Genomic DNA, 24,297 nt, shown 5'->3' with positions numbered 1-24,297 from the left:
GGTTGCGGCACCCGCAAGCGCAGCTACCACGGCGCCGGGGCCATGGGGGTGGTTTCTCCTCTGAAAGAGGGGCTCGGAGGAGCAGGCGTCCCGGGGGGCGCCCGGAGGATCAGCGGCGACGGGGCCCCAGGGAGGTGACGGGCGGCCGGGCGGAGCGCCCTCCGTCTCTCAGCACCGGGCCCACGTCATCGCCAGCTTGGCAGGGGTCACGTTGGCCGTTCATGCCCGAGGAGTCACGCATGCCGAAGCCGCTCGAGCTCACCTCTCCGAAGTTCAAGGACGGGATGCCCATCCCCATCGCCTACACCGGCGAGGGGGACGACAAGGCGCCTCCCCTGCACTGGGAGAACCTCCCCGCCGGGGCCAGGAGCCTGGCCCTCATCGTGGAGGACCCGGACGCGCCGGACCCGGCGAACCCCCAGCGCACCTTCTGCCACTGGGTCCTTTACAACCTCCCGGTCAACGCCCAGAACATCCCGGACGGGGCCACCCTGGACGTGCTGCCCGACGGGGTGAAGCTGGGGCGCAACGACTTCGGCCGGCAGGACTACGGCGGCCCCATGCCTCCCATCGGGAGCCACCGGTACTTCTTCAAGCTGTACGCCCTGGACACGGTGCTGCCGGACCTGAACCAGCCCACCCGCACGGAGCTGCTCAAGGCGATGCAGGGCCACATCGTGGGTGAGACGCAGCTCATGGGCACCTACGAGAAGACGCACCACCGCAAGCACTGAAGGCTCACGGGGCACCTCAAGGTGACGGCAGCTCGCGAGGCATCACGGCGGGCAGGCCGGGCACCTTGAGGTACTCCACGCGCGTGGGCTTCGGCTCCACCGGGGGCCAGCCCGGCGCGTCCAGCGCGGCGAGCAGCGTGAGCACCGGGTGGTCGAAGGACTCCACGAACAGCCCTGACGCCGGCATGGGGACGAGCCCCCACGCGAGCGACAGGCGCAGCCGTTCGCACCGGGCCAACTGAGGCACGTACGCGGGCAGCTTCGCGTGCTCACCGGCCTCCAGGAAGCGGCAGTAGGCGATGGCCTCCTCGCGGTTGAGCACCTCCGGCGGCACGTCCTGGAGGAAGCGCGCGCGCAGCCATCCCAGCTCCGGCCGCTTCGCTTCATCCACCCAGGGGAGCTGTTCGCGCACGCGCTCGGTGCGGTGGAAGTCCATCATCCGGCCGGCGCGCTCCACCACCACCGGCTCCACCCGCTGGAGCGCCTCCGCGTCCGACGGCGTCAGGCCCAGCGGGGCCAGGGCGCCGGGGGCATCGCGGCGCCACGCTTCACGGAAGCGGGGATCCACGTGCAGCCGCGCCAGGACCTCCAAGGTTCGTGGGTAGCTCATGCCGCGCTCGCACCGCAGCGCTGGAGGATGGCGCGCGCGCGGGCCAGCTCCTCCACCAGCCGCGAGAAGGGAGGAAAGCCGCTGTCCATCTCGAAGTTCACCCCGCGCACCGGGCTGCGTGGCGCCACGTACTCCAACAAGCGCCACACCTCCTCCGGCGACGGCGCGGAGTGGCTGTCCAATCTCAGCCCCTCCACCGTGACGCCGCCGGCCAGGTGCACCTGCACCACGCGCTCCAATGGCAGACGGTCCAGGAAGGCATACGGGTCGAACCCGTGGTTGACCGCGTTGCAGTGGAGGTTGTGCAAATCCAGCAGCAGCCCGCAGTCCGCGCCCTCCACCACGCGGCGCAGGAACTCCGCCTCATCCAGCGTGTTGAGCGGCGTGTGGAAGAGATACGCGATGTTCTCCACCACGAAGGGCACGTCCAGGTCCGCCTGCGCCGCCTTCACGTTGCGCACGCACGTGGCCACCGCCTCCTCCGTCAGCGGCACCGGCGTCAGCGCGCGCAGGGGCAGGTTGCCCACGCGCGTGAAGCACAGGTGGTCCCCGTGCCAGACGCTCTTCGTGACGTGACGGATGCGCTTCAAGCCCTCGCGGTAGCCGGGCGCGTCCACGCCGTCCGAGCCCACCGACAGCTCCAGGCTGTGGCCCACCAGCGGGTAGCGCTTCGCGAGCAGCTCCAGCCGCCGCTCCGAGTCCGGCGTGAGCGGCAGGAAGTGCTCGGGCGTCACCTCCAGCCAGTCCACGCCGGGGTTGCCGCGCGCCAGGTGCGGATTGAGGTCCCAGCGGTAGCTGAGCCCCACGCCCAGGAAGGGGAGGCCCATGGCGTCAGCCCTTGCGCCGCGCCATCACCTGGAGGTGCTGCCCCAGGACGGCGAAGCCCTCGTGCGCCAGCTTCTCCTGCAACGCCAATATCTCCTCGCGCGCGGCCCACGCGTCCCACGGCTTCTCCGCGGTGCCGCCGTGCGAGGCCGCCATCGCCTTGAGCATGTCGAAGAACATCACCGGCTTGCCGAAGACCTCCAGCAGCTCCGCGCCCGCGTCCGCCACCGCGCGCTCCAGCTCGCGCACCGTGAAGGCGTGCACAGGCAGGCCGTACGGGCACGTGGTGCGGCCGTCGTGCAGCGTGCGGAAGGCCTCCTGCGGCTTGCCCAGCTTCAGGTAGCCGGAGAACGCCTCGTAGCGGTTGTCCACGCCCAGCACCACCGGCGCGCCCGGCTTCGCCACGCGCACCAGCTCCTTCACCGCGCGCGGGTACGCGTCCAGGCAGTACGACACCGGATCGCCTTCACAGAAGACCAGGTCGAAGGCCGCGTCCGGCAGCTCCAGCGCCGCGACGTTGCCCTCCACGAAGGCGGCGCGGTCCAGCAGCCCCTTCGCGGCGAACTGCGCCTTCGCGCCGTCGAGCATGCCCGGTGAGATGTCCAGCACGGTGACGTGGTGACCGGCCTCCGCGAAGCGCGTGCCGAACTTGCCGCCCCCGCCGCCCGCGTCCAGCACGCGCCAGGCCGTGCCGTCCTTCGGCAGGAGCGCCTCCACGGGCTTCCAGGTGAGGTGCTCGTACGTCAGCCAGAACAGCTTGATGGCCGTGGCGTCCGGCGCGCCCTGGTCGTACTTCGGGGACACCTCGTCGTAGCGGCGCTTGAGGCTCTGCGGGTCGGCGGAGGTCATGCGGATGGCCCTTGGGACAGGTCAGTAGTTGAAGGAGATTTTCGAGAGGATCCGCCGCTCCTGGGAGCCGCCGAAGGGCTGATCCGTGTAGACGAGGAAGATGTCGCTCCACTGGCGGTAGTGCCACCCCACCATCGCGTCCAGGAACGTGCCCTTCACGGAGTTGTAGTCCGCCAGCTCGTACACGCCGCCCTTCTGCAAGGTCAGGCGCGCGTAGAGGTCCGGGCTGAAGTGGTAACGCAGTTGCGCGTAGCCGGAGAAGCTGTAGCCGTCCCCGGACGTGCCGTAGAGGTCGCTGTTCGTCGGCACGTTGAAGTTGCGCGTGTAGAAGCCGCTGAAGCGCGCGACGATGTGCGGGCCAATCTTGATGTTCGCCGCGCCGTTGAAGCCGCGGATCTCCCCGCCCAGGAAGCGGCCGGCGACGGCGGTCAGCGTGTAGCTCTGCCAGTCGTGCGGGAACAGGGTGAAGCCGAACGTGCCCAGCCGGTCCCGGAAGCCCAGGTTGTCGTCGTAGATGCCCTCCAGGTAGAGCGCGAAGTCGTGGTGCAGGTAGGGCTGCACGTTGAGGCGGTTGCGCCAGCGCGTGCGCTCGCCCTCGTGGTTGCGGCGCCACAGCGAGTCCCACGTCACGTCCAGCCGGGGCAGGAAGCGCCACCCGGGGAACGGGTTCAGGAACAGGCGCGAGTTGTAGCCCTGCTTGTCCACCACCGGCGTCCAGCCCAGCGGGTTCGCGTAGTTCTTCCCGATGTCCTCGAACTGCAACCAGAACTCCGACAGCGTGTCGAAGCGGTGCAGGCCCACGTGGTACGCGTCCGAGTCCTCGTTGCCCAGCGGGCTCCAGCTCTTCAGCGCCTGCGCCTGGATGAAGAACTCCTCGAAGACGTGGAAGTTGCCGTCCACGCCCACCGTCTGGAAGTCCGAGTCCCCGAACAGCCCGCCCCGCCCGCTGCGGTTGAGCGCCACCAGGGAGATCATCGACCGCTTGCCGATGTCCTGCTGCAAGCGGATGACGCCGGAGTTGACGTTCTCGAAGACCTCACGGCCGTTGGCGTCCCGGCCGGTGAGGTCGCGGTGCTGCACGTCCATCATCGAGAAGCTCAAGCCCCCCAGCTTGCCGGTGAGCTGCAGGCCGCCCCACACCCGGTCATGCGGCCGCAGCGCGATGCGGCGCGAGGTGAAGACGTTGATGGGCGCGATGAAGAGGTGCTCGCTCTCCGTGAAGAACGCGCGGCGCTCCGGCAGGAGCGGCTGGTCCGTGTCCAGCAGGAGGAAGCTCTGGTCTGCCTCCGCGTCGCTGAAGTCCGGGTTGGCGGTGAGCTTCACCGCCAGCCAGGGCGTCGGGTCGATGCGCGCGTCCGCGCCCACGTTGGGACGGAAGACGCCCCGGTCGTCCGTCGTCTTGAGCGCCACCGTGGTGGCCACGTACGGGGTGATGCTGAAGATGCTGCGCGGCTTGATGCCCTTGAGCCCCTCCAGGTGCGGGTAGCGGCTCACCTTCGCGCTGTTGACGCCGTCCGGCGTCCAGTTGCTCCACTCCTGGTTGCGCGACTGTTCGCGGTCCAGGAGCATGCCGAAGGAGATTTCATCCTTCGTCTCGAACTGGAAGTTGGCGAACGGGATGCGCACCTCTGAAATCCACCCGTCCTTCACGATGGTGGACTTCGTCTCCCACTCGCCGCGCCAGTTGGTGGAGAACGCCTCGCCGTCATCCACGATGCGCCCGTCGGTGCGCACGCCCAGCGGGTTGGTCCAGAAGTAGTACGCGTTCCGGTGGTCCAGGAACGTGTCCAGGATGATGGTGATGTTGTCCTCCTGGTGGAGGAACCCCTCGTTCTGCACCGTGTAGCCGGTGATGCGCTCCGGCTTGGAGTCGATGCAGTGGAAGAGGAAGTAGAGGTTGTCCTGGTCGTAGAGGATGCGGACCTTGGTGTCGTCCGGCGCGGGCTTGCCGTAGTTGACGCGCGTGAGGTACCAGCCGGAAATCTCCGGGGCCGCCTGCCACGCGGGCTCATCCCCCTTGCCGTCGATGGTGATGGCGTCCTGCGTCCGCGTCGCGGTGACCTTGTACGTTGAATCAGCGTGTCCCAGCGTGGGCACCAGCGCGGCCAACAGCGCGGTGCCCCAGCGACACACGTGGCGAAGGGGGCTCATCCGGGCTCCGAGGTGGGGGTGAGGGCGGCCACGGGGGCCGGTGGAGGTGTGACGGGTGAGGACGCCTCGCGCACGCGCGACACACAGCCGAGCGCCAGCACGAGGGACACCGAGGAAAGAAGGAACGTGAAGCCAATGCCGGCCGCTTGCGCGACGAAGCCGTAGGTGACGGGCGCGAGCACGGAGGCCAGCGCGCCGCAGGCGCCCAGCGCGCCCATGAACCGGCCGCGCTCGGAGGGCGCCGGGGACTGCTCCACCACCAGCGCGGACGCGGAGGAGCGGTGCAGGCCGTCGGGGATGGCCAGCAGCACCCAGGCCCCCACCAGCGTCACCAGCGCGGCGCCGTCCGGCAGCCACCCCGCGGCCCCCAGCACCGCCGCCATCACCGCCATGCCCGCGAGGCCCGGCACAATGAGGCCCACGCGCCGGGACAGCCGGTCCGACAGCCGCCCGCCGAAGGGCTGCGCGAACGCGTACGTCAGCCACGACGCCGCCACCAGCGGCCCCACCGCCTCCCGGGGCGCGCCCAGCTCCACCGCGTACAGCGGCAGGTACGTGGGGAACAGCGCCAGCGCGAAGGTGAAGAAGAACTGCCAGAGGAACAGCGCCGCCGCGCCCGGCCGCTCCTTCACGTAGGTGAACGGCGACCACAGCCCCCGGAACACCAGGCCCCACCCCGCGCCCCCACGCACTCCTTCCGCGCGCGGAGGCCGCGCCGGTTCATCCAGCCCCAGCAGCAGCAGGCTGCCCGCGAGGAACAGGCCCCCCGCCAGGAAGAAGGTGCCCGCCACCGACAGCGCGCGGATGACGGCGGAGGACGCGAACAGCGCGGCGACGAACACCAGGTTGGACGTGGCATCCAGCAGCGCGAAGAGCGTGGCGCGCTGCTTCGCGGGCGCGAAGTCCGCCACCATCGCGTTGGACACCGGCGCCGCGCTGCGCGACAGCAGCATCTTGAGGATCATCACGGCGGCGAGCGGCTGCGGGTCGTCCACCAGCGCCACCGCCGGCACCATCAGCGACGTGACGAGCGACAGGCCCACCACGAAGGGCTTGCGCCCATGGCGGTCCGACAGCGCCCCCAGCACCGGCTGCACGAAGATGGGCAGCAGCGCCCCCACCGTGTAGAGCGCGCCAATCTCCTGGAAGCCCAGCCCGCGCGAGCGCAGGTACAACGGCATCACCGGGTTGAGCAGGCCGGACGCCGCCATGCCCAACAGCCCCGAGCCCAGCATCACCCGCAGGTTCCCCAGCCCCCGCGTCAGCCCATACATCTCCCGGATGGCCCCCACGCCCTGGCGGATCATCCCCCCACCCCTTCCCCGGCGTCGGCTCCGGCGGCGCGAGGCTTCAGCCCCAGCACCGCCTCCACCGCCTTCGTGAGCGTGGGCACCGGCCGCACGTCCAGCGCCGTCAGGGGCGCCGCGTCGAAGGCGCTGCCCTCCGGCACGAACACCGCCACCCTCCCCGCCCGCGGAAACACCTGCGTCACGTAGGCCTGCGCCACGCCCAGCTTTCCCTGGAGGAACTCGCGCGGCGCGGGCGCGAGCGCTTCCCCATGCGCCTCCAGCGCCACGCCCGTGCCCAGGAAGGGCGACGGCAGCGGCAGGCCCGAAAGCAGCGCCACCCACGCGACGAACAGCGGCAGCGACGCGCTCCGGCCATCCAGCGTCACGTTCCGGCCGCGCGGCGAGACGTGCAGGTCGGTCTGCTCCCACGGCAGCGCGTAGCGCGCGCGGCCCACCGCCGACAGGTGGCGCGCGTGGTCCTGCCACGCGGGGGTGAAGGCGTTGCCCCGCGACACGTCCGTCCACAGCCGTCCCTGGCCGGGGCGCACGGACACCTCCACGGGCACGACTCGAAAGAGCGCGTGTCCGCCGACGTCCGCCTGGGTGAAGAGCAACAACTGCGTGGATGCGGGCAGCATGGGCGGGGGCGTGTCGGCGCTTTCGGGGAAAGACACAGCCGGGAGGAGGACCGAGGCCCTCCTCCCGGCCGTGAAACGCGTTACTCCGCGATGACGATCACGGTGCCCATGCCGTTGGAGCAGGTGCACTTGTCGGTGGCGGCGGAAACGCGGACGATCTCGGACTGGATGTACATGGTGGTTCTCCTGGGATGGATGTCTGGAGTTGGGAAACGACGGGAGCGACTACTCCGCGCTCACGGTCGTCGCGGCGATGACCATGCCGTTGGAGCAGGTGCACTTGTCGGACGACGCGGACACGCGGACGATCTGGGACTGGATGTACATGGTGCTTCTCCTGGGTGATTTGCTGCGTTCACTGCGGTGAAACATGGCGGAGTGTGGACAGGGGGTCTGACATTGCCTGCCAACACTCCGGTGCTTCACTCCAGCCGTGAAAACACGTCTCACGTCTGGCATCACGCGCACCCGGGGCGGCCCGGGCACACGGGATTCCCAAGGCTCGGGACATGGCCCGGCCTGTCCCTCTCACGAGGGCAAAAAGGCGCTTCAGCGGACGGCGAAGGTCAGACGGGGCGCGAGGGCTCGCACAGCCCCAGCTCCTGGAACTGCGTCACGGTGCGCTGGACGTCCGCGCGGATGGCCTCCTCCTGGCCCGCGGCGCCCAGCCGGAGCGCCAGCGACGCCACCGCTCCCTCCAGGGACGTGTCGCCCTGGCACAGCTCGAAGATGCGCGCGGCGGTCTCGTTCACCCGGAAGACCTCACCGCCCTCCGTATCCAGGAGGAAGAAGGCTTCACCTTGCTGCTGGACGATGACGCCGGAAGCCGCGTGGGGCAGGTTCAAGACATTCCCCTTTGAAACCGCACTGTCACATTTCCATGTTTCTAGGTGTTCTCATAAACCCTGTCAATACATGCAAGGATTCAGGTTGGGGCATCATGAGAGGGTTTGAGAACGTGCCGGGTCGTGAGGCGCCGCGCCGCTCCAGGGCGGGGAGCGGCGGGTGTGCGCTGGTGGTCGATTGACGGGCGGGGGTGGCTTCACCGCGGGGGGGCAGGGGTGCGAAGGTGGGGGGGTGAGGAGCACTGAGCGCACGAACCGTCGGGTGGGGACGGTTTCCGAGGAGCCGGAGGCGGTGTACCGCCTCTTCGACGACATGCCCCTGGGCGTGTTCGTGCTTCGGGACGGCCTGCTCATCCACACCAACGCCGCGCTGTCCCGCCTGCTGGGCCTCGCGCGCGAGCACCTGCTGGGAAGGCCCGTCACGACGCTGCTGTGGGAGCCCGGGCCGCTGGAGGACCCCGCGGACCGGCTGGCGCGGCGGCTGGGGTCTTCGCCCGTGGCGGGCACCTACGAGGCGTGGCTGGCCGTGGGCAATCACGGGATGCGCGTGGAGCTGACGGTGCACCCGCATGCCAGGGATTGGGTGGTGCAGGTGCGGGACGTGACGTCCCGGGTCCGCCGCCGGATGGTGCTGCGGCGGCTGGCGGAGTTGGGGGGCGCGGTGCGCGCGCTGCACTCCGAGGACGCGGTGCGCGAGGAGGTGTTCCGGGGGCTGGAGGCGCTGGAGCTGGGCTTCGCGTGGCTGACGCCCCGGGGCGTGGGCGTGGAGCTGTCCGTGGCGGGGCTGTCCCCCCGGCTGGTGCCGCACGCGCCGTCGCTGGGAGGCCGCGTGCGGGTGGAGGCCCCGGGCGGCTGGTCGCCCGCGCTGGTGCGCACCTGGCGGGACGGGGATGCGTGGGTGGAGGACCTGGGCGTGGAGGCGTCCCGGTTCGTGTCCGAAGCGCGCATGGACGTGGTGCTGGCGGTGTTCCGGCGCGTGGAGACGCACCGGGCGGTGGGCGTGCGCATCGACGTGGAGAACGCGCCCATGGCCATGCTGGTGCTGGCCGCGGACTGGCTGAGCGAGGAGGACGTGGCCGCGGTGCGGCTGTTCGGCCAGCAGGTGTCCTCCGCGCTGGACGCGGCGCGCACCATCCAGCGGCTGAGCGTGCGCGCGACGGCGCTCACCGCGCTGGGGCGGCTGGCGTCACAGGCCGCGTCCGCGCCGCACCCGCGCGCCTTCTTCGGCTCCGGCACGGAGGAGATCTCCGGCCTGCTGGGCTGCGACGCGGTGTGCCTGCTGCTGCCCGCGGACACGCGGCACGAGTCGAGCGAGCCGCTGGAGCTCGTCTACGCGCGAGGCCTGTCCGAGGACGCGGTGGCGCGCGTGCGCCGCGCGCGGCTGGGGTCGCTGCCCCGCCCGGGCGGGATGCCGGACGCGGTGCAGGTGCTGGACGCGGAGACGTGCCCCGCGCCCACGCGCGACGCGCTGCGGGCGCTGGCGTTCCAGACGCTGGTGTCGGTGCCGCTGCGGGTGCGCTCGCGCGGCGTGGGCACGTTGAGCGTGCTGTTCCACGCGCGCCGCCGGCTCACCGCGCTGGAGGTGGAGACGCTCCAGGCCATGGGCACGCACTTCGCGGCGGCCATTGAATCCCACCGGCTGCTGGACGAGGTGCGCGGCCGGGCGGAGGACCTGGCGCTGATGCACGAGGTGGGCAAGGCGCTGGCGGCCACGCTGGAGCTGGACCGGCTGCTGGCCACGGGCGTCACCAGCCTGGCGCGCATCGTGGACGTGCCGGACGCGTACGTGCTGCTGCCGGACGCCCAGGGCGAAAGGCTGGCCATCCGCGCGGCGACGGGCAGCCACCCGGAGCTGGTGGGGCGCCACGTGCCGCTGGACCTGTCGTCGGATTCGCTCGCGGGCCAGGTGTTCCGCACGCGCCAGCCGCTCCGGGTGGAGGACGCGCGGCTGGAGACGCGGGTGGACGACGAGCTGCGCCGCGCCGCGGAGGCCCTGGCCTACATGGTGCTGCCGCTCGCCGTGCACGACCAGATGGTGGGCGTGGCGGTGATGGTGGAGACGCGCCGGCCCCGCCGCTTCACGCCCGCGGAGCTGGAGCGCGCGGACGCCATCGCCAACCAGTTGTCGCTGGCGCTGGAGGGCGCGCGGCTGGTGGAGGACTTGAAGCAGAGCTACGCGGAGCTGGCGCGCGCGCAGGAGCAGTTGGTGAACCGCGAGCGGCTGGTGGCGCTGGGCGAGCTGTCCGCGGTGGTGGCCCACGAGGTGCGCAACCCCCTGGGCGCCATCTTCAACTCGGTGGCCACCATCCGCCGCATCATCGGGCCGGAGAGCCCGGCCCTCCCGCTGGTGGACATCGTGGGGGAGGAGGCGGACCGGCTCAACCGCATCGTCGCGGACCTGCTCACGTTCGCGCGGCCTCCGTCGCCGCACCTGTACCCGGTGTCGGTGACGCAGTTGCTGGAGGAGGCGGTGGGCAGCGCGCTCTCCGACGTGGGCGGCACCTCGCCGCCGCCGGTGCGGGTGGAGTGGGTGATGGAGGAGGACGTGCCGCCGGTGACGGTGGACGAGCGGCTCATCCGCCAGTGCTTCCTCAACGTGGCGCTCAACGCCGTGCAGGCCATGCTGCCCCAGGGCGGCACGCTGCGCGTGGTGGCGCGCAAGGCGTGGATGGACCGGCCCGGCGTGCAGGTGGAGATCTCCGACACGGGGCCGGGCATCCCGGCGGAGCTGCGCGCGCGCGTCTTCGAGCCCTTCTTCACCACCAAGGCCCAGGGCACCGGGCTGGGGCTCGCCGTGGTGAAGCGCATCATCGACTCGCACGTGGGCCAGGTGTCGCTGGACGCGCCGGAGACGGGCAGGGGCACCATCTTCCGCCTCTTCCTGCCGCTGGAGCCGCCGGTGGCGCCGCCCCTGCCCCTGACGGGCGCCTGACGCAGCGGTGCGCGCGGGAGTGAACAGTCCCCGCTCGAAAGTCCCCTTCGCGCGTCCCGGTCGCGTCTGCTGCCGGCCTCGAGGATGCACTTCCCAGGGGAAGACGATGCGCGGGTCGCAGGCCGTGTTGGCAGGGGTGGTGGCGTGGCTGTTCGGGATGGCGGGCTCCGCTCGCGCGGCGGAGGACGCGCCGCGCAAGGAGGCGCCGCGCGTGGAGCTGCGCGCGGTGGCGGAGCTGGGCTTCCTGGACGTCCTGGCGCACAGCCTGCGTCAGGGGAGCGACGGCACCCTCTTCCGCTTCCCGGAGGACGGCGGGCAGGACAACCTCTACACGTTCGTGCGCCTGAGCGCGGAGCTGTCCCTGCGCGGGCGGCACACGCTGGTGTTCCTGGTGCAGCCGTTGGACATCCAGACGCAGGTCGTGCTGCGGCGGGACGTCACGATTGACGAGCTCACGTTCCCGGAGAACACGCCGCTGGACGTGCGCTACGCGTTCCCGTTCTACCGGGCCAGCTACCTCTACGATTTGCTCGGCGGCCCCGAGCGCGAGCTGTCCGTGGGCGCCTCGCTCCAGCTCCGCAACGCGACGTTCGTCTTCACCTCCGCGGACGGCACCCTGCGGCGGACCAGCCGGGACGTGGGGCCGGTGCCGCTGCTCAAGGTGCGCGTGCGCTGGCCGTTGAGCCAGAACTGGTGGGTGGGGCTGGAGGCGGATGGCAGCTACGCGCCGGCGGCCATCATCAACGGCGACAGCGACTCGGCCACCACGGGCGCGCTGCTGGACGCGAGCCTGCGCGGCGGCGTGCGCGTCACCGAGCAGATCGACGTGTTCCTCAACCTGCGCTACCTGGGCGGCGGCGCGCGAGGCACCTCGGACGACAACGACGACGAGTTCGGCGACGGCTTCACGAGCAACTGGCTGAGCACCGCCACCGTGTCGCTGGGCGTCCAGTACCGGCTGCCGGCGCTGGACTGATCAGGCGCCGCCTTCGCCGCCGCTCAGCAAGAGCCACATCACGCCGAAGCCCAGGCCGCACGCCAGGGCCACCACCAGGAGCATGGCCCAGAAGCGGTACTGGGGCGGGAGGGGCCACAGGCCCTGGAGCGGGTTGCCGCCCGGGGCCTTCTTCACGGGCTTCTTCTTGTCGCGCTTCTGGGCGGCGAGCTCGGCTTCGCGGCGCTTCAGCTCCGCTTGCCGGAGCGCCTCGGAGATGTCCATGTCGTAGCCCACGAGCGTCTCGCGCGTCTTGGTGCGCACCTGCATGGGGCGCGTCTCGTGGGGCCGTTCGTCCACGACGGGGGCCTGGCGGCGCGGGGCCTCCTTGGGCGGGACGTAGGGGGTGGCCTTCTCGTCCAGGTAGGCCGGCATGTTGCCCGTCGTCTGGGACAGGGCGCCGAAGATCTTCGCGGCCTCCAGGGCCTCGGTGGCCTCGCCCGCGCCCTGCGGCGTCCAGGGCACCGGCAGCTCGTCCTGGGACATGGGGCGGGTGGCGTCCGGGAACGCCTCCGCGGGACGCGCCTGGGGGGCGGCGCCCACGGAGGCAGCGGGACGCGACTGCGGCGCGGGCCCCACCGAGGTCTGCGGACGGGGCTGGGATGCGGGGGCACGCGGCGCTGCGTTCGCCTTCGGGCGGCCGGGCTTGTCGACGTCGGTGCCCTCGTCGTCCGCGTCGTCGTCCATGTCCGGGCGCGAAGCCATGGGGCCGGCGCCCTCGGTGGCGTCGTCCTCGCCGGAGCCCGGGGTCCAGCCGCCCTTGCCGGCGGCGGGAAGGCCCGTGGCGCTCTTGCGCGCGGGCCGCTCGTTGGTGGTGGAGTCCTCACTGCCTGCGCCGGGAGTCCAGCCCGGGCGCGAGGGGCGGTTCTGCATCGGTGAGTCCTCCGGGGCCGGGGGGGGCCCCTCACTGTGAGACGCTCGAAGGTGTGGAGCGGAGTCTTTCGCGTCCGCGTCCGGATTCCAATCCGGCCGGGACGGTTCTTCCACCGCGGCCTGCCTGCCCGAGGAGGACTCCGTGGGCGCGGGCGTGCGCTCCCCGGGGTCGGTGGTGTCCTCGGAGCCCGGGCCCCCACGGGACTCCAAGGGGCCGGGGGCCTCCTGGGGAGTGGCCTCGTCCTCGCCGGGCCCGGGAGTCCATGGCGGGGATGCCGCCGCCGGGGTCTGGGGAGGAAGTCCCGGCGTGGTGGGCTCCGCGGCGCCAATGCCTGGCAGCCAGGCATCCATGGTGATTTCCAGGTTGTGCAGCCGCGCCGGAGGCGCCTTGCGCGGCAGCTCCGCCGCGTCGCCGGACTCCGCCCGGAGCCGCTGCGCCTCCGCCGCCGCGCGCAGCGCCTGCTCCACCTTCGCCGCGTCCAGGGCCTCGGTCCGCTCGCCCACGGAGGAGTGCTCCGGCGGCGGTGGCTTCGAGGCGCCCCGCGCTCCGGGCTCCAGGCCCGCGCGAGGGCTCTCCGGGCCCGCGCCCTCCGCCTGCCGCAGCCTCGCCGCGTCCAGCGCCTCCGTCGCGATGTCCTCCTGTGCCCGGAGCGCCTCCGCCGCGTCCATGGCGCCGGGAGGCGCGAGCACGGACGGAAACTCCTGACGCGTGCTCGCGCGCTCGGGCTGCTCGCGCAACAGGTCGTCCAGCATCTGCTGTTCGATGACCTTCTCGCGCGGGAAGGCCGCCGACATCAACCGCACCAGGTCCTGGTCCGTCACGTTGGGCGCCAGCTTCTCCTTCAGCGCGCCCAGCGCCTCCGCCATGGCCGTGGCCGTGGGGAAGCGGTCGTTCGGCTCGGACGCCAGCGCGCGCGCCAGGAACGCGTCCACCGCGCGCGGCAGGTCCGGCCGGTAGCGCCCCGCCGGCTCCCACTGCGGATAGGCCGCGCGCCGCCAGCGCTCCAGCGGGTCCCCCCGCTGCGACAGCGGCTTCCACGAGAACAGCTCCCACAGCACCACGCCCACCGCGTACAGGTCCGCCCTGCGGTCCACCGTGCGCTTGCGGGCCTGCTCCGGCGCCATGTACGTGAGGTTGCCAATCACCACGCGCGGCGCCGTCTGCTGCTCCTTCAGCGTGGACTGCGCCGCGCCGAAGTCGATGATCTTCACCTCGCCCGCGTAGCTCACGCACACGTTCGCGGGGGACAGGTCGCGGTGCACCAGGTGCAGCGGGTGCCCCGCCTCGTCCGTCGCGTCGTGCGCGTACGCCAGGCCCTCGCACAGCCGGATGCCCATCTGGAGCAGCGGCCCCAGGGGCATCATCCGCTGACGCTGCCGCAGGCGGTACGCGAGCCGGCTGAGCGTCTTGCCCAGCACGTACTCCATGGCGAGGAACAACTGCCCGTCCACCTCGCCCATCGCGTACACGCGGGCGATGTTCGGGTGCGCCAGCCGCACCACCACGCGGGCCTCGTCGCGGAAGCGGCCCACGAACTGCCGGCTGTCCACCAGCCCCGGCAGCACCTTCTTCACCACCACCGCGCGCCCCACGCCCTCCTCGCGCGCGAGGAAGACCTCCCCCATCCCCCCGGCGCCAATGCGGCGCACGAGGGTGTAGGGGCCGAAGCGCACGGGCCCGCTCAGGGCCTCGGGTTCAACGGGCGTCGCCAAGCGCGCGGAACGCCTTGCGGGCCGCGGCGAGCACGTGCGCCACCTCCGGCTCGCCGATGGCCAGCGACACGAACGCCGCCTCGAACTGGCTGGGCGGCAGGTACACGCCTTCTTGCAGCATCGCGTGGAAGAAGCGCCCGAACTTCGCCGTGTCCGCCTTCTTCGCGGACGCGTAGTCGAACACCGGCTCCGCCGTGAAGAACACCGTGAGCATGCTGCCCACGCGGTTCACCGTCACCGGCACGCCCGCCGCCTTCGCCTCCGCGCGGAAGCCCTCCTCCAGCAGCAGGCCCAACTGCTCCAGCCGCGAGTACGTCCCCGGCGCCGCCAGCGCCTTCAAGCACGCCAGGCCCGCCGCCACCGCCACCGGGTTCCCGGACAGCGTGCCGGACTGGTACACGGGCCCCTCCGGCGCCACCTTCGCCATGATGTCGCGCCGGCCGCCGTACGCGCCCAGCGGCATGCCGCCGCCCACCACCTTGGCCATGGTGGTCAGGTCCGGCTTGAGCCCGTACAGCTCCTGCGCGCCGCCGCGAGCCAGCCGGAAGCCCGTCATCACCTCATCCAGCACGAAGAGCACGCCGTGCTTCTGGCAGAGCTTCTGCAGCCCTTCGAGGTAGCCGGGGCGAGGCACCAGCACGCCCATGTTGCCCACCACGGGCTCGATGATGGCGCAGGCGATGTCCTGGCCCTTCTCTTTGAAGATGCGCTCCACGGCCTCCAGGTCGTTGAAGGGCGCGGTGAGCGTGAGCGACGCCAGCGCGGCGGGCACGCCCGGCGAGTCCGGCAGGCCCAGGGTCTCCACGCCGCTGCCCGCCTTCACGAGGAACGGGTCACCCGCGCCGTGGAAGCAGCCCTCGAACTTGAGGATGTAGTCGCGGCCGGTGAAGCCGCGCGCCACGCGGATGGCGGCCACCGTGGCCTCGGTGCCGCTGGAGACCAGGCGCACCTTCTCCACGGAGGGCACCGTGGCGCAGAGCAGCTCCGCGAACTCCACCTCCGAGGCGACGGGCGCGCCGAACGTGGTGCCGCGCCGCGCGGCCTCCAGGATGGCCTCCACGATGGGCGGGTACGCGTGGCCCAGGATGAGCGGGCCCCAGCTTCCCACCAGGTCCACGTAGCGGTTGCCGTCCACGTCGGTGAGCCACGCACCGGAGCCTTCCTTGAAGAAGACGGGGTCGCCTCCCACGCCGCGGAAGGCACGCACCGGAGAGTTCACGCCACCCGGGATGCGCGCCTGCGCACGGGCGAAGAGGGCCTGGCTTTGAGCGTGTTTCATGGCCGGTTCCATAACACGCGCCGGACGCGCGTCCCCGCCCCGAGTGGCCCTCCGGTGTCGCACCACTTACTAGCGTGCGCCCGCCCGGCCAGAGGCCCTCCGAATTTCGCCCGCTCTTCTTGCGCGGAGCGACCATCCAGGCGCCCGCCATTCATCCCAGGAAGAGTCCCCGCGCCTCTCCGCCTCGTCCCGCCCAAGCGCTCGACCCACAATGCAATCTACACATAGATTGCTTATTCATTATTGAATGAAAATGAAACGTGGGTGAAAATAAGTCGTAAGTAACTGTATCTACTTGAATTTTATGCGCTAAACCTCCAGCCTTCATGTTGGCGATATTCACTACGGTTCTATTTTCACTTACGACGATGAATCCTCAGGAGTGAAAATGCCTGCGGTCCTCTCTCTCCCTTCACGACTGGCCACATGGCTGCCGAACCAGCCTTGGCTCCAGGTACGCAGCGACATCCGTCCTTCGCTTCGATTGGAGGACCGCGAGCTTCGCCTTCGGTTGTTGGAGGCGCCCGCGCGGCTCAGCGTTGACCAACTCCCTTTGCTGCTGGACCTGCATCTGTCCCTCGCGGAGCCAGACGCCGCAGTTCCCGTTCTCACAGGTGCATTCCTCAGCCAGGGCGTCCGCGAGGCACTGGAGGAACGAGATGCGAGCTACATTGACGCACGCGGGCATCTTCACCTGATCGCGCCGGGCATCTGCATCCACCTGGGAAGCACGAAGCGCTCAGCCACAGCCGCGAAGTCGTCGGGGCAGATGACGCTGGGAGTTCATGGCGTGAGGGCCGTGCAGGTCCTGCTGCAGGGACAAGAGTCTTTTTCCATCTCTCAAGTGGCGGAACAGGCCTCCGTCTCAGTCGGGCAGGCGCACAAAGTCCTTACCCATCTTGAAGAGCTGGGACTGCTCCGTACGACGGGAAGAGGTCCCTCGAAGCGGCGCATCATCCTGTCGCGGACTGAATTGCTTGACTGGCTCCAGCAGCAAGCCAGCGCCACACGGAGGGAGCCCTCTTTGCAGGTTGCCGTTTATGCACGGCGTCCCGAGGAACTCTGGCTGCAATCCAGCGCTAAGTTGAGCAGGGACGGTATCCCCCACGCGCTCACGGGTTCAGCCGCGGCCAGCGTGTTCGGTGTAGGGCCCACGAACGTTGCTCAGTCACGCATCCGCATCTCGCCCGACGTACCTCTTGCACACGCAGCGAAACAACTCGACGCCGAGATCACCGAACGAGGCGCCAACCTCACGCTGCTCCGTGACACCGGAAAGGTCGGTTCATGGGCTCCCACGAACAAGGAGGGGATCTCCATCGCTCCCATGGCACGCATCTATCTTGATGCTCGTTCCGAGCGACGGGGAGAAGACATCGCCCAGCAATTCCGTGAGGTGATCCTTGGCTACTGAAGGCTTCCATCTTGGGGAGTACGATCCCTCTATCCGGTCAGCCTTGCTTGCTGAGGCGGTGCGTGTCGTCCGCGCGTTCGGATTCGCGGGAGCACACGTCGTCATCATCGGTGGACTCGTCCCATCCCTCCTCGTACCGACACCCGAGGTCGGCATCGAGCCCCATGCGGGAACGCAGGACCTCGACCTCTGCCTACGCGTCGCACTGGTCGAGGGAGAAGTAGGTGACTACGAGCGCATGGAGAATGCGCTCAAGGCGGTAGGATTCAAGATGCACGCCGGCTCAAGCTGGCGCTGGAAGGGTGGCATCTCGCGCCCCCTCATCGTCGAGTTCTTCTGTCCTCCTGGCCCTGAGCGTGAAGAGGGACGGCTGTACAGGCCGGGCGGCGTGGTGGGAGGAAAGCTCTGCGCGTTCGTACTGAAGACCGGCAACCTCATCGACCGTGATTTCGTCGAGAAAGAGGTCGACGTCGTTCTTCCGGGAGGCGGTGGTAGAACGCGCCATCTTCTGAAGATCGCAGGGCCGGCCTCGTACCTTGCGGCCAAGGTGGATGCGCTCAAGAATCGAACAAAGAACAAGGATGCCTACGACATCGTCTGGCTTGTCGAAGCTTGGCCAGGAGGGCAGAGCCCTCTTGCAGCCACCCTCCGGTCAAGTCCTGTCCATGACGATCCCGTCTTCCAGCAGGCCCTCGTCGCCCTGGCCCAGGAGTTCGCCGACCTCGACGCGGCGGGCGCGCGGAAGTACGCCCGCTTCGTGGCGGCCCCGGGTGTCGATGCGGATCAATCCGCCCGGCGCGCGAGCAGCGCGGTGAAGCTGCTGCTGGCGGAGCTTGAGTCCCCGCGGTTATAGCCACCGCATGCGCATCCTCCACACCATGCTCCGTGTCGGCGACCTGGAGAAGTCGCTCGACTTCTACACCCGCGTGCTCGGCATGACGCTCCTGCGCCGCCAGGACTACCCGGACGGCCGGTTCACCCTCGCCTTCGTCGGCTACGGCCCGGAGGACACCCACCCCGCCCTGGAGCTCACCCACAACTGGGACACGGCGAAGTACGAACTGGGCTCCGCCTACGGCCACATCGCCCTGGGCGTCAGCGACATTTACGCCACCGCCAACGCCATCCGGCAGGCCGGCGGCAAGGTCGTCCGCGAGCCCGGCCCCATGAAGCACGGCACCACCGTCATCGCCTTCGTGGAGGACCCGGACGGCTACAAGGTGGAGCTCATCCAGCAGAAGCCCTGACCCACCCCCGGGCGCCCCGTCAGGACCGGGGCGCCCTCCCGTGAACCCGTGGACACCGGTGGGATGGGCAGGCAGGCGGACGGGACTTTCCGCTCGATGTTTCGCGCCTTCCGCTCGCCGCGCCCCCGGCAGGGGTGTAGAGAGGCCCGCGCGCATCGCAGCGAGGCGCGCACCCTCCCCCTCTTCTTCCGAGGCCGTCGTCATGGTGGAGAGTCCCCAGAGCCAGAACGCGCTGTCCCCCGACGAGCTTCACGAGGCGTGGGCCGTGCTCTCCGTGGACGAGCGCCTGGAGGGCTTCCGCCTGCTGCCCCCGGCGGTGGCGGACGACTTCTTCCTGGGCCTCACCGCGCGCGAACAGGGCGAGCTCATCCTCAGCCTCCCCCAGGGCGAGCGCCGCACCTGGGTCCGCCTGCTCCCCCCGGACGACCTGGCCGACCTGGTCCAGGCCGTGGAGCCGGAGCAGGTGGACGCCATCCTGTCGCAGTTGGACGACGCCAGCCGCCGCGAGGTGAACGTCCTCCTGGCGTACTCGGAGGACGACGCGGGCGGCCTCATGAACCCGCGCTTCGCCCGCGTGCGCCCGGACATGAGCATCGACGAGGCCATCGGCTACCTGCGCAAGCAGGCGCGCGAGAAGGTGGAGACCGTCTACTACGCCTACGTGCTGGACGCCGAGCAGCGCCTCCAGGGCGTGCTGTCCCTGCGCCAGCTCTTCCAGGCCGCGCCGGACAAGCGCGTGGCGGACGTCATGCAGCGCGACGTCATCACCGTGGCGGAGAACACGGACCAGGAGGCGGTGAGCCGCACCTTCTCCGAGCACAGCTTCATGGCCATGCCCGTGGTGGACGAGCAGCGGCGCATGAAGGGCATCGTCACGGTGGACGACATCGTGGACGTGGTCCAGGAGGAGGCCACCGAGGACATCCAGAAGGTCGGCGGCATGGAGGCCCTGGACGCGCCCTACTTCGACGTGGGCTTCATGGCGATGCTCAAGAAGCGCGCCGGCTGGCTGATGGTGCTCTTCCTGGGGGAGATGCTCACCGCCACGGCCATGGGCTACTTCGAGCACGAAATCGCCCGCGCCGTCGTGCTGAGCCTCTTCATCCCGCTCATCATCAGCTCCGGCGGCAACTCCGGCAGCCAGGCCACCACGCTCATCATCCGCTCCCTGGCCCTGTCGGAGATGCGGCTGAAGGACTGGTGGCGCGTGGCCCGGCGCGAGCTCACCACGGGCCTGGCCCTGGGCACGGTGCTGGGCGCGGTGGGCTTCACCCGCGTGATGGTGTGGCAGGGGCTGTTCCACAGCTACGGCGAGCACGCGCTGCTCATTGGCATGACGGTGGGCGTGTCGCTGGTGGGCGTGGTGATGTTCGGCACGCTGTCCGGCTCCATGCTGCCGTTCATCCTCCGGCGCGTGGGCTTCGACCCCGCGAGCGCGTCCGCGCCCTTCGTGGCCACGCTGGTGGACGTGTCCGGACTCGTCATCTACTTCACGGCCGCGAGCCTCTTCCTGAGCGGCACCCTGCTGTAGTCGGCGACGCTCCAGCTCCCATGATTCCCACCACCCGCCGCCGCACGCTCACCCTCGCCCGGCCCGAGTCCCCCGGCCGCCCCGCGCACGTCTCCGCCGCCAGCGGCCTGGTGCGCGCCGGGGACTGGCTCTACGTCGTCGCGGACGACGCGCTCCACCTGGCCGTGTTCCCCGCCACGGGGGACGCGCCGGGCCACACCGTGCGCCTCTTCCCCGGGGAGCTCCCGGAGGGGCACGCGGAGCGCAAGGCGGCGAAGCCGGACCTGGAGGCGCTGTGCCGGCTGGGCCCGTCCGCGTCCTTCGCGCACGGGGCGCTGCTGGCCCTGCCCTCGGGGTCCACGCCCGCGCGGCGCCGCGCGTCGGTGCTGCCCCTGAACGCGGACGGGACGCTCGCGGGCGAACCGCGCACGGTGGACTGCACGTCCCTCTACACGCAGTTGGAGCGCGAGCTGGTGGCGCTCAACGTGGAGGGCGCGGCGGTGGCGGGCAAGCGGCTGCGGCTGCTCAACCGGGGCAACGGCGAGGGCGGCGTGGACGCGCTGGTGGACCTGGACCTGGACCGCGTGCTGGGCAGCCTGGACGCGGGCGTGATGGGGCCGGAGGCCGTGCGCACCGTGCGCCGCTGGGAGCTGGGCGAGGCCAACGGCGTCCGGCTGTCCTTCACGGACGCCTCGCCGCTGCCGGACGGGCGCGTGGTGTTCACCGCCACGGCGGAGGCCTCGCGCGACCGCGTGGCGGATGGGCCGGTGAAGGGCTCGGCGGTGGGCGTGCTCGCGCCGGACGGCACGCCCGTGTACCTGGACGCGGTGGACGCGCCCGTGAAGCTGGAGGGCGTGGACGCGCGCGTGGAGGGCGGCCGCGTCCACGTGCTGCTGGTGGCGGACGCGGACGACCCGTCGGTGCCCGCGCCGCTCCTGGAAGCCGCGCTGCCCGTGCCGGGCTAGCTAGCCGCCGCGCTTCACCAGCAGCGGCCCGAAGGCCTGCACCACCGGCATCAGGGAGATGACGTTGATGTTCACGTGCGCCGGGCGCGTGGCCACCCAGTACACCGTGTCCGCGACGTCCTCGGGCGTGAGCGGCTGCGTCTTGTCGTAGAGCGCGGCGGCCTTCGCGTCGTCGCCGCGGAAGCGCACGTTCGAGAACTCCGTGCCGCCCAACAGCCCCGGCTGGATGTCCGTGACGCGCACGGCGGTGCCGTGCAGGTCCGCGCGCAGGTTGAGCGTGAACTGGTGCACGAACGCCTTCGTCGCGCCGTACACGTTGCCGCCGGGGTACGGGAACTCGCCCGCGATGGAGCCGATGTTGATGACGTGCCCCCGGTCGCGCGCCACCATGCCCGCGAGCGCCTCGCGCGTGCAGTACAGGAGGCCCTTCACGTTGGTGTCCACCACCACGTCCCAGTCCTCCAGCCGTGCCGCCTGCGCGGGCTCCATCCCCAGCGCGAGCCCCGCGTTGTTCACCAGGACGTCCACCGGCGCGAAGTCCGCCGGCAGCGAGGCGAACGCCGCCTTCACCGCCGCCTTGTCCGTCACGTCCAGCGTCACCGGCAGCAGCCGCTCGCCCAGCTCCGCCTGGAGCGCCTCCAGCCGGTCGCTCCGCCGCCCGGTAGCGATGACGCGCGCGCCCTCCTTCACGAAGCGGCGCGCGATGGCCTGCCCGATGCCCGCCGTGGCCCCTGTCACCAGCACGTTCATGTGAATGCCTCCCACGCGAGAAGTCAGTCGCCGCGGTCCCGGGCGGCTTCCTCGGCGCTGCCCCCCATGGCCTCCACGGAGGTGCGCGCCTGCTTGCTGCGGTCGAACGCCACCTCCTTCTTGCCAATCCCCTCCACCGTGAGGTTGGCCAGGCGGCGGCGCGCCCGGGCGATGGCGTCCTGCACGAGCGTCGGGTCGGGGTGCGTCTTGAGGCACTCCACCCAGGTCTCGATGGCCTTCTCGTTGTCACCCGCGTCCGCGCGCAGCTTGCCCATCTCGAAGAGGGCGTACGGCGCCAGCTCCGAGTCCGGGAAGCGCGTGCGCAGGTCCGCGTACGTCTTCAGGGCCTCCTGGCGCTTGCCCTCCACCATGGCCAGGGCCTGCGCCTGGAGGAAGAGCGCGTCGTCCACGTAGGGGCTGGTGGCGAAGCGGTCCGGCAGCTTCTTCGCCTCCAGCTCGCACTGCGGATAGTCCTGGAGCTCGAAGTACGTCTTGGCCACCTGGTACTGCAGCTCCGCGCTCTGCGGCGGGTTGCGGTGCAGCGCGGCGGTGAGCTGATCAATGGAGCCGCGCAGGTCGCGGTAGTGCACCCGCAGAAGCTCCGCCAGGATGATGCGCGCGTCCAGCGCCTCCGGGGACTCCGGGCACTGCTGGATGAGCTGGCGGTAGACGCTCACCGCCTCCTTCACCTTGCGCTGCTCCAGCCAGTACACGTCGGCGGCGCCCTTGAGCGCCCGGGCGCGCATCACCAGCGCCTCCGGGGACTCGTCGCGCAGCAGCATCTCGTAGGCCTTGCGGTACTCCACCAGCGCTTCGTCCGGACGCTTCTCGAAGATGGCGTCGCGGGCGCGCTGCATGTGGTCCACCGGCTTGTCGCGGCACCCCGTGACGGCGAGCGCCCCCACCGCCAGGACGCACGCCCAGCGCGACAGTCGCGTCATTGGCACGCCTCCGGGATGAGGCGCACGCAGCGCGTCTCGTCACAGCGCACGCACTCGCGCTCCGAGGAGACGTCCGTCACGCACACGGAGACGCGCGACGTCCTGGGGCAGTCCTCGGACGTCACGCAACGGTAGAGGCCCCCGTCGGTCCGGGTGATGTCCACCGGCGTCGAGCCGCAGTTCTCCAGGTCGTTGCATCCCAGGAGCGCCGCCGCCGCGACCGCCATTGCTGCCACCAAGGCGCGTTGCACGGCCGTGGGTTCTAGCCAACTTCCGCCCCCGGGTCACGAACCGTGCGCCCGCCTGCCCGCCCGTCGGGAAACAGGATTTACCCGGGGCGGCGAGCACCCGCGCATGGCCGCGTTTCGCCCTCCGTGCTAGCCCTGTCGCGTCACGCCCTCCCCCTCTTTTCCCCAGGAGCCCTGAACCATGAGCCTTCCCTCTCGTCCTCGCGCGGTGGTGACGGGCGCCGGCAGTGGCCTGGGCCGCGCGCTGTGTGAAGCGCTGGCGGCCCGTCAGGCGCGCGTCATGGTGTCGGACATGAACGCGGCCAGCGCGGAGGAGACCGCCCGCCGCGTCACGGCGCTGGGCGGCGAGGCGCGCGTGCACCCGTGCGACGTGACGGACCCGGACGCGGTGGAGGCGCTGGCGCGCGCCACGGACGAGGCGTTCGGCGGCGTGGACCTGGTGGTGAACAACGCGGGCGTCGCCACCGGCGGCGCGGTGGGCACGCTGCCCCTGTCGGAGTGGAAGCGCGTGCTGGACGTGAACCTGTGGGGCGTCATCCACGGCTGCCACGCGTTCGTGCCCCGGCTGAAGAAGCAGGGCTCCGGGCACGTGCTCAACATCGCGTCCGCGGCGGGGCTCGTGTACGCGCCGAACCTGGCGGCCTACAACACGTCCAAGGCGGCCGTGGTCGCGCTGTCGGAGACGCTCTACGCGGAGCTGCGGCCGCTGGGGCTGGGCGTCACGGTGGCGTGCCCCACGTTCTTCCGCACGAACATCGCCGCCGCGGCCGCGCCCTACTCCGACCCGGAGACGCGCCGCATGAGCGTGAAGCTGGTGGACCAGTCGAAAATCGGACCGGAGTGGGTCGCCGCGCGGCTGCTCAAGGCGGTGGACCGGAACGCGCCGCACGTGCTGCCCATGGCGGATGCGCGCTGGTTCTGGCGGCTGCGGCGGCTGGCGCCCGGCATCTTCCTCCGGGGCGTCATCGCGGTGGAGAAGCGCATGCGCGAGCACACCGCGCGCATCCCCGGCTAGAAACCGAAGCTCAGTTGCTGCGCTGCCGCGAGGGCGCCTTGCCGGACGTGAGCACGGCGGTGTCCACGGACGCCATCGAGTTGCGCTGTTTGACCACCCGCGCCTTCTGGTTCTGTTTGTCCTCGTGCTTGAGGATGGCGGCCATGTGGGCGTCGGCCACCTTGCACTGGATGGCGCTCACCTCCTGGTGGCGCCGCCCCAGCTCGTTCCACATGGCGAGCCGGCCCTGGCTGCCCAACAGCCGGTCCTCGACCGCGTCCAGGGCCTGGTCCATCTGTTGACCTTCGGCCTCCAGGACCGCGAGCCGCGCCTCGGAGTCCTCGGGGGACTGCCCGCATCCGGTGGAGACGGCGAGCCCCACGGCCACCGCCAGTCCGAGCCACATCCGCCGCATCCCCACGTCGCCTCCCAGGTGTCTCGGGCCGTGCACCGGCCGTCCAGGCAGCGCAAGGTAGGAACGGGCCCTGGGAGCGAC

General features: G+C 70.9%; 22 protein-coding genes. 9 read left to right on the top strand and 13 right to left on the bottom strand.

The genetic code is table 11. From position 1 onward, the window contains the following. Positions 1–239 precede the first annotated feature (239 nt). Positions 240–734, top strand: a complete 495-nt coding sequence (locus K8612_RS23210) for a YbhB/YbcL family Raf kinase inhibitor-like protein (RefSeq protein ID WP_223744441.1) — start codon at positions 240–242, stop codon at positions 732–734. Positions 735–750: 16 nt separating this feature from the next. On the opposite strand, the gene K8612_RS23205 is transcribed toward K8612_RS23210, so the two are convergent. The 7 genes from K8612_RS23205 to K8612_RS23175 all read right to left on the bottom strand — a co-directional run bounded on the left by K8612_RS23205 (position 751) and on the right by K8612_RS23175 (position 7,941). Beyond that, positions 751–1,344 (bottom strand): hypothetical protein, encoded by a 594-nt coding sequence (locus K8612_RS23205; RefSeq protein ID WP_223744440.1) that lies wholly within the window; start codon positions 1,342–1,344, stop codon positions 751–753. Further along, on the bottom strand, positions 1,341–2,171 hold the full coding sequence (locus tag K8612_RS23200) for a DUF692 family multinuclear iron-containing protein (protein ID WP_223744439.1): 831 nt from the start codon (positions 2,169–2,171) through the stop codon (positions 1,341–1,343). The genes K8612_RS23205 and K8612_RS23200 overlap by 4 nt, the downstream gene beginning before the upstream one ends. Before the next feature lie 4 nt (positions 2,172–2,175). After that, positions 2,176–3,018 (bottom strand): methyltransferase domain-containing protein, encoded by an 843-nt coding sequence (locus K8612_RS23195; RefSeq protein WP_223763894.1) that lies wholly within the window; start codon positions 3,016–3,018, stop codon positions 2,176–2,178. 21 nt (positions 3,019–3,039) lie between these two features. Beyond that, positions 3,040–5,169, bottom strand: a complete 2,130-nt coding sequence (locus tag K8612_RS23190; protein WP_223763893.1) for a carbohydrate binding family 9 domain-containing protein — start codon at positions 5,167–5,169, stop codon at positions 3,040–3,042. Continuing rightward, positions 5,166–6,476, bottom strand: a complete 1,311-nt coding sequence (locus K8612_RS23185; protein ID WP_223763892.1) for an MFS transporter — start codon at positions 6,474–6,476, stop codon at positions 5,166–5,168. The genes K8612_RS23190 and K8612_RS23185 overlap by 4 nt, the downstream gene beginning before the upstream one ends. Further along, positions 6,473–7,096 (bottom strand): hypothetical protein, encoded by a 624-nt coding sequence (locus K8612_RS23180; RefSeq protein ID WP_223744435.1) that lies wholly within the window; start codon positions 7,094–7,096, stop codon positions 6,473–6,475. The genes K8612_RS23185 and K8612_RS23180 overlap by 4 nt, the downstream gene beginning before the upstream one ends. A gap of 566 nt (positions 7,097–7,662) precedes the next feature. Beyond that, positions 7,663–7,941: a PqqD family protein gene (locus K8612_RS23175; protein ID WP_223744434.1), complete on the bottom strand. Its 279-nt coding sequence runs from the start codon at positions 7,939–7,941 to the stop codon at positions 7,663–7,665. A gap of 262 nt (positions 7,942–8,203) precedes the next feature. On the opposite strand from K8612_RS23175, the gene K8612_RS23170 reads away from it, so the two are divergent. Next, positions 8,204–10,873, top strand: coding sequence for a GAF domain-containing protein (locus tag K8612_RS23170; RefSeq protein WP_223763891.1), 2,670 nt, complete (start codon positions 8,204–8,206; stop codon positions 10,871–10,873). A 106-nt stretch (positions 10,874–10,979) separates the two neighbouring features. Beyond that, entirely contained in the window at positions 10,980–11,849 is an 870-nt protein-coding gene (locus K8612_RS23165) for an outer membrane protein (protein WP_223763890.1), read from the top strand. On the opposite strand, the gene K8612_RS23160 is transcribed toward K8612_RS23165, so the two are convergent. Continuing rightward, positions 11,850–14,453 (bottom strand): serine/threonine-protein kinase, encoded by a 2,604-nt coding sequence (locus tag K8612_RS23160; protein WP_223763889.1) that lies wholly within the window; start codon positions 14,451–14,453, stop codon positions 11,850–11,852. Next, positions 14,437–15,732, bottom strand: a complete 1,296-nt coding sequence (gene hemL, locus K8612_RS23155; protein ID WP_223744430.1) for a glutamate-1-semialdehyde 2,1-aminomutase — start codon at positions 15,730–15,732, stop codon at positions 14,437–14,439. Before hemL ends, K8612_RS23160 begins: the two co-directional genes overlap by 17 nt. A gap of 388 nt (positions 15,733–16,120) precedes the next feature. Between hemL and K8612_RS23150 the strand changes: the two genes are divergently transcribed. From K8612_RS23150 to K8612_RS23130, 5 genes are all read left to right on the top strand, one after another. Continuing rightward, entirely contained in the window at positions 16,121–17,146 is a 1,026-nt protein-coding gene (locus K8612_RS23150) for a hypothetical protein (RefSeq protein WP_223763888.1), read from the top strand. Beyond that, on the top strand, positions 17,136–17,999 hold the full coding sequence (locus tag K8612_RS23145) for a hypothetical protein (RefSeq protein ID WP_223763887.1): 864 nt from the start codon (positions 17,136–17,138) through the stop codon (positions 17,997–17,999). The genes K8612_RS23150 and K8612_RS23145 overlap by 11 nt, the downstream gene beginning before the upstream one ends. A 7-nt stretch (positions 18,000–18,006) precedes the next feature. Then, on the top strand, positions 18,007–18,393 hold the full coding sequence (gloA, locus tag K8612_RS23140) for a lactoylglutathione lyase (RefSeq protein WP_223744427.1): 387 nt from the start codon (positions 18,007–18,009) through the stop codon (positions 18,391–18,393). 202 nt (positions 18,394–18,595) lie between these two features. After that, positions 18,596–19,924 (top strand): magnesium transporter, encoded by a 1,329-nt coding sequence (gene mgtE / locus K8612_RS23135; protein ID WP_223763886.1) that lies wholly within the window; start codon positions 18,596–18,598, stop codon positions 19,922–19,924. 20 nt (positions 19,925–19,944) lie between these two features. Next, entirely contained in the window at positions 19,945–20,868 is a 924-nt protein-coding gene (locus K8612_RS23130) for a hypothetical protein (RefSeq protein ID WP_223763885.1), read from the top strand. Here K8612_RS23130 and K8612_RS23125 read toward each other — a convergent pair whose 3' ends face one another. Genes K8612_RS23125 through K8612_RS23115 form a run of 3 tightly spaced genes read right to left on the bottom strand, consistent with a single transcriptional unit; the run spans position 20,869 to position 22,786 of the window. After that, positions 20,869–21,618: an SDR family NAD(P)-dependent oxidoreductase gene (locus tag K8612_RS23125; RefSeq protein WP_223763884.1), complete on the bottom strand. Its 750-nt coding sequence runs from the start codon at positions 21,616–21,618 to the stop codon at positions 20,869–20,871. A gap of 23 nt (positions 21,619–21,641) precedes the next feature. Beyond that, complete coding sequence (locus K8612_RS23120) at positions 21,642–22,559, bottom strand: tetratricopeptide repeat protein (RefSeq protein WP_223744423.1); 918 nt, start codon at positions 22,557–22,559, stop codon at positions 21,642–21,644. After that, complete coding sequence (locus K8612_RS23115) at positions 22,556–22,786, bottom strand: hypothetical protein (protein ID WP_223763883.1); 231 nt, start codon at positions 22,784–22,786, stop codon at positions 22,556–22,558. Before K8612_RS23115 ends, K8612_RS23120 begins: the two co-directional genes overlap by 4 nt. A gap of 202 nt (positions 22,787–22,988) precedes the next feature. Between K8612_RS23115 and K8612_RS23110 the strand changes: the two genes are divergently transcribed. Next, positions 22,989–23,822, top strand: coding sequence for an SDR family NAD(P)-dependent oxidoreductase (locus K8612_RS23110; protein ID WP_223744421.1), 834 nt, complete (start codon positions 22,989–22,991; stop codon positions 23,820–23,822). A 10-nt stretch (positions 23,823–23,832) separates the two neighbouring features. Here K8612_RS23110 and K8612_RS23105 read toward each other — a convergent pair whose 3' ends face one another. Continuing rightward, the gene (locus K8612_RS23105; RefSeq protein ID WP_223744420.1) at positions 23,833–24,207 is read right to left on the bottom strand and encodes a hypothetical protein; all 375 of its coding nucleotides are present in this window, start codon (positions 24,205–24,207) and stop codon (positions 23,833–23,835) included. Positions 24,208–24,297: the final 90 nt, after the last annotated feature.

It is taken from the genome of Corallococcus sp. AS-1-6 (genome assembly GCF_020037015.1).
Taxonomy (GTDB): Bacteria; Myxococcota; Myxococcia; order Myxococcales; family Myxococcaceae; genus Corallococcus.
The sequence above is the reverse complement of the archived record's forward strand: the minus strand, read 5'-3'. Positions and strand labels throughout refer to the sequence as shown.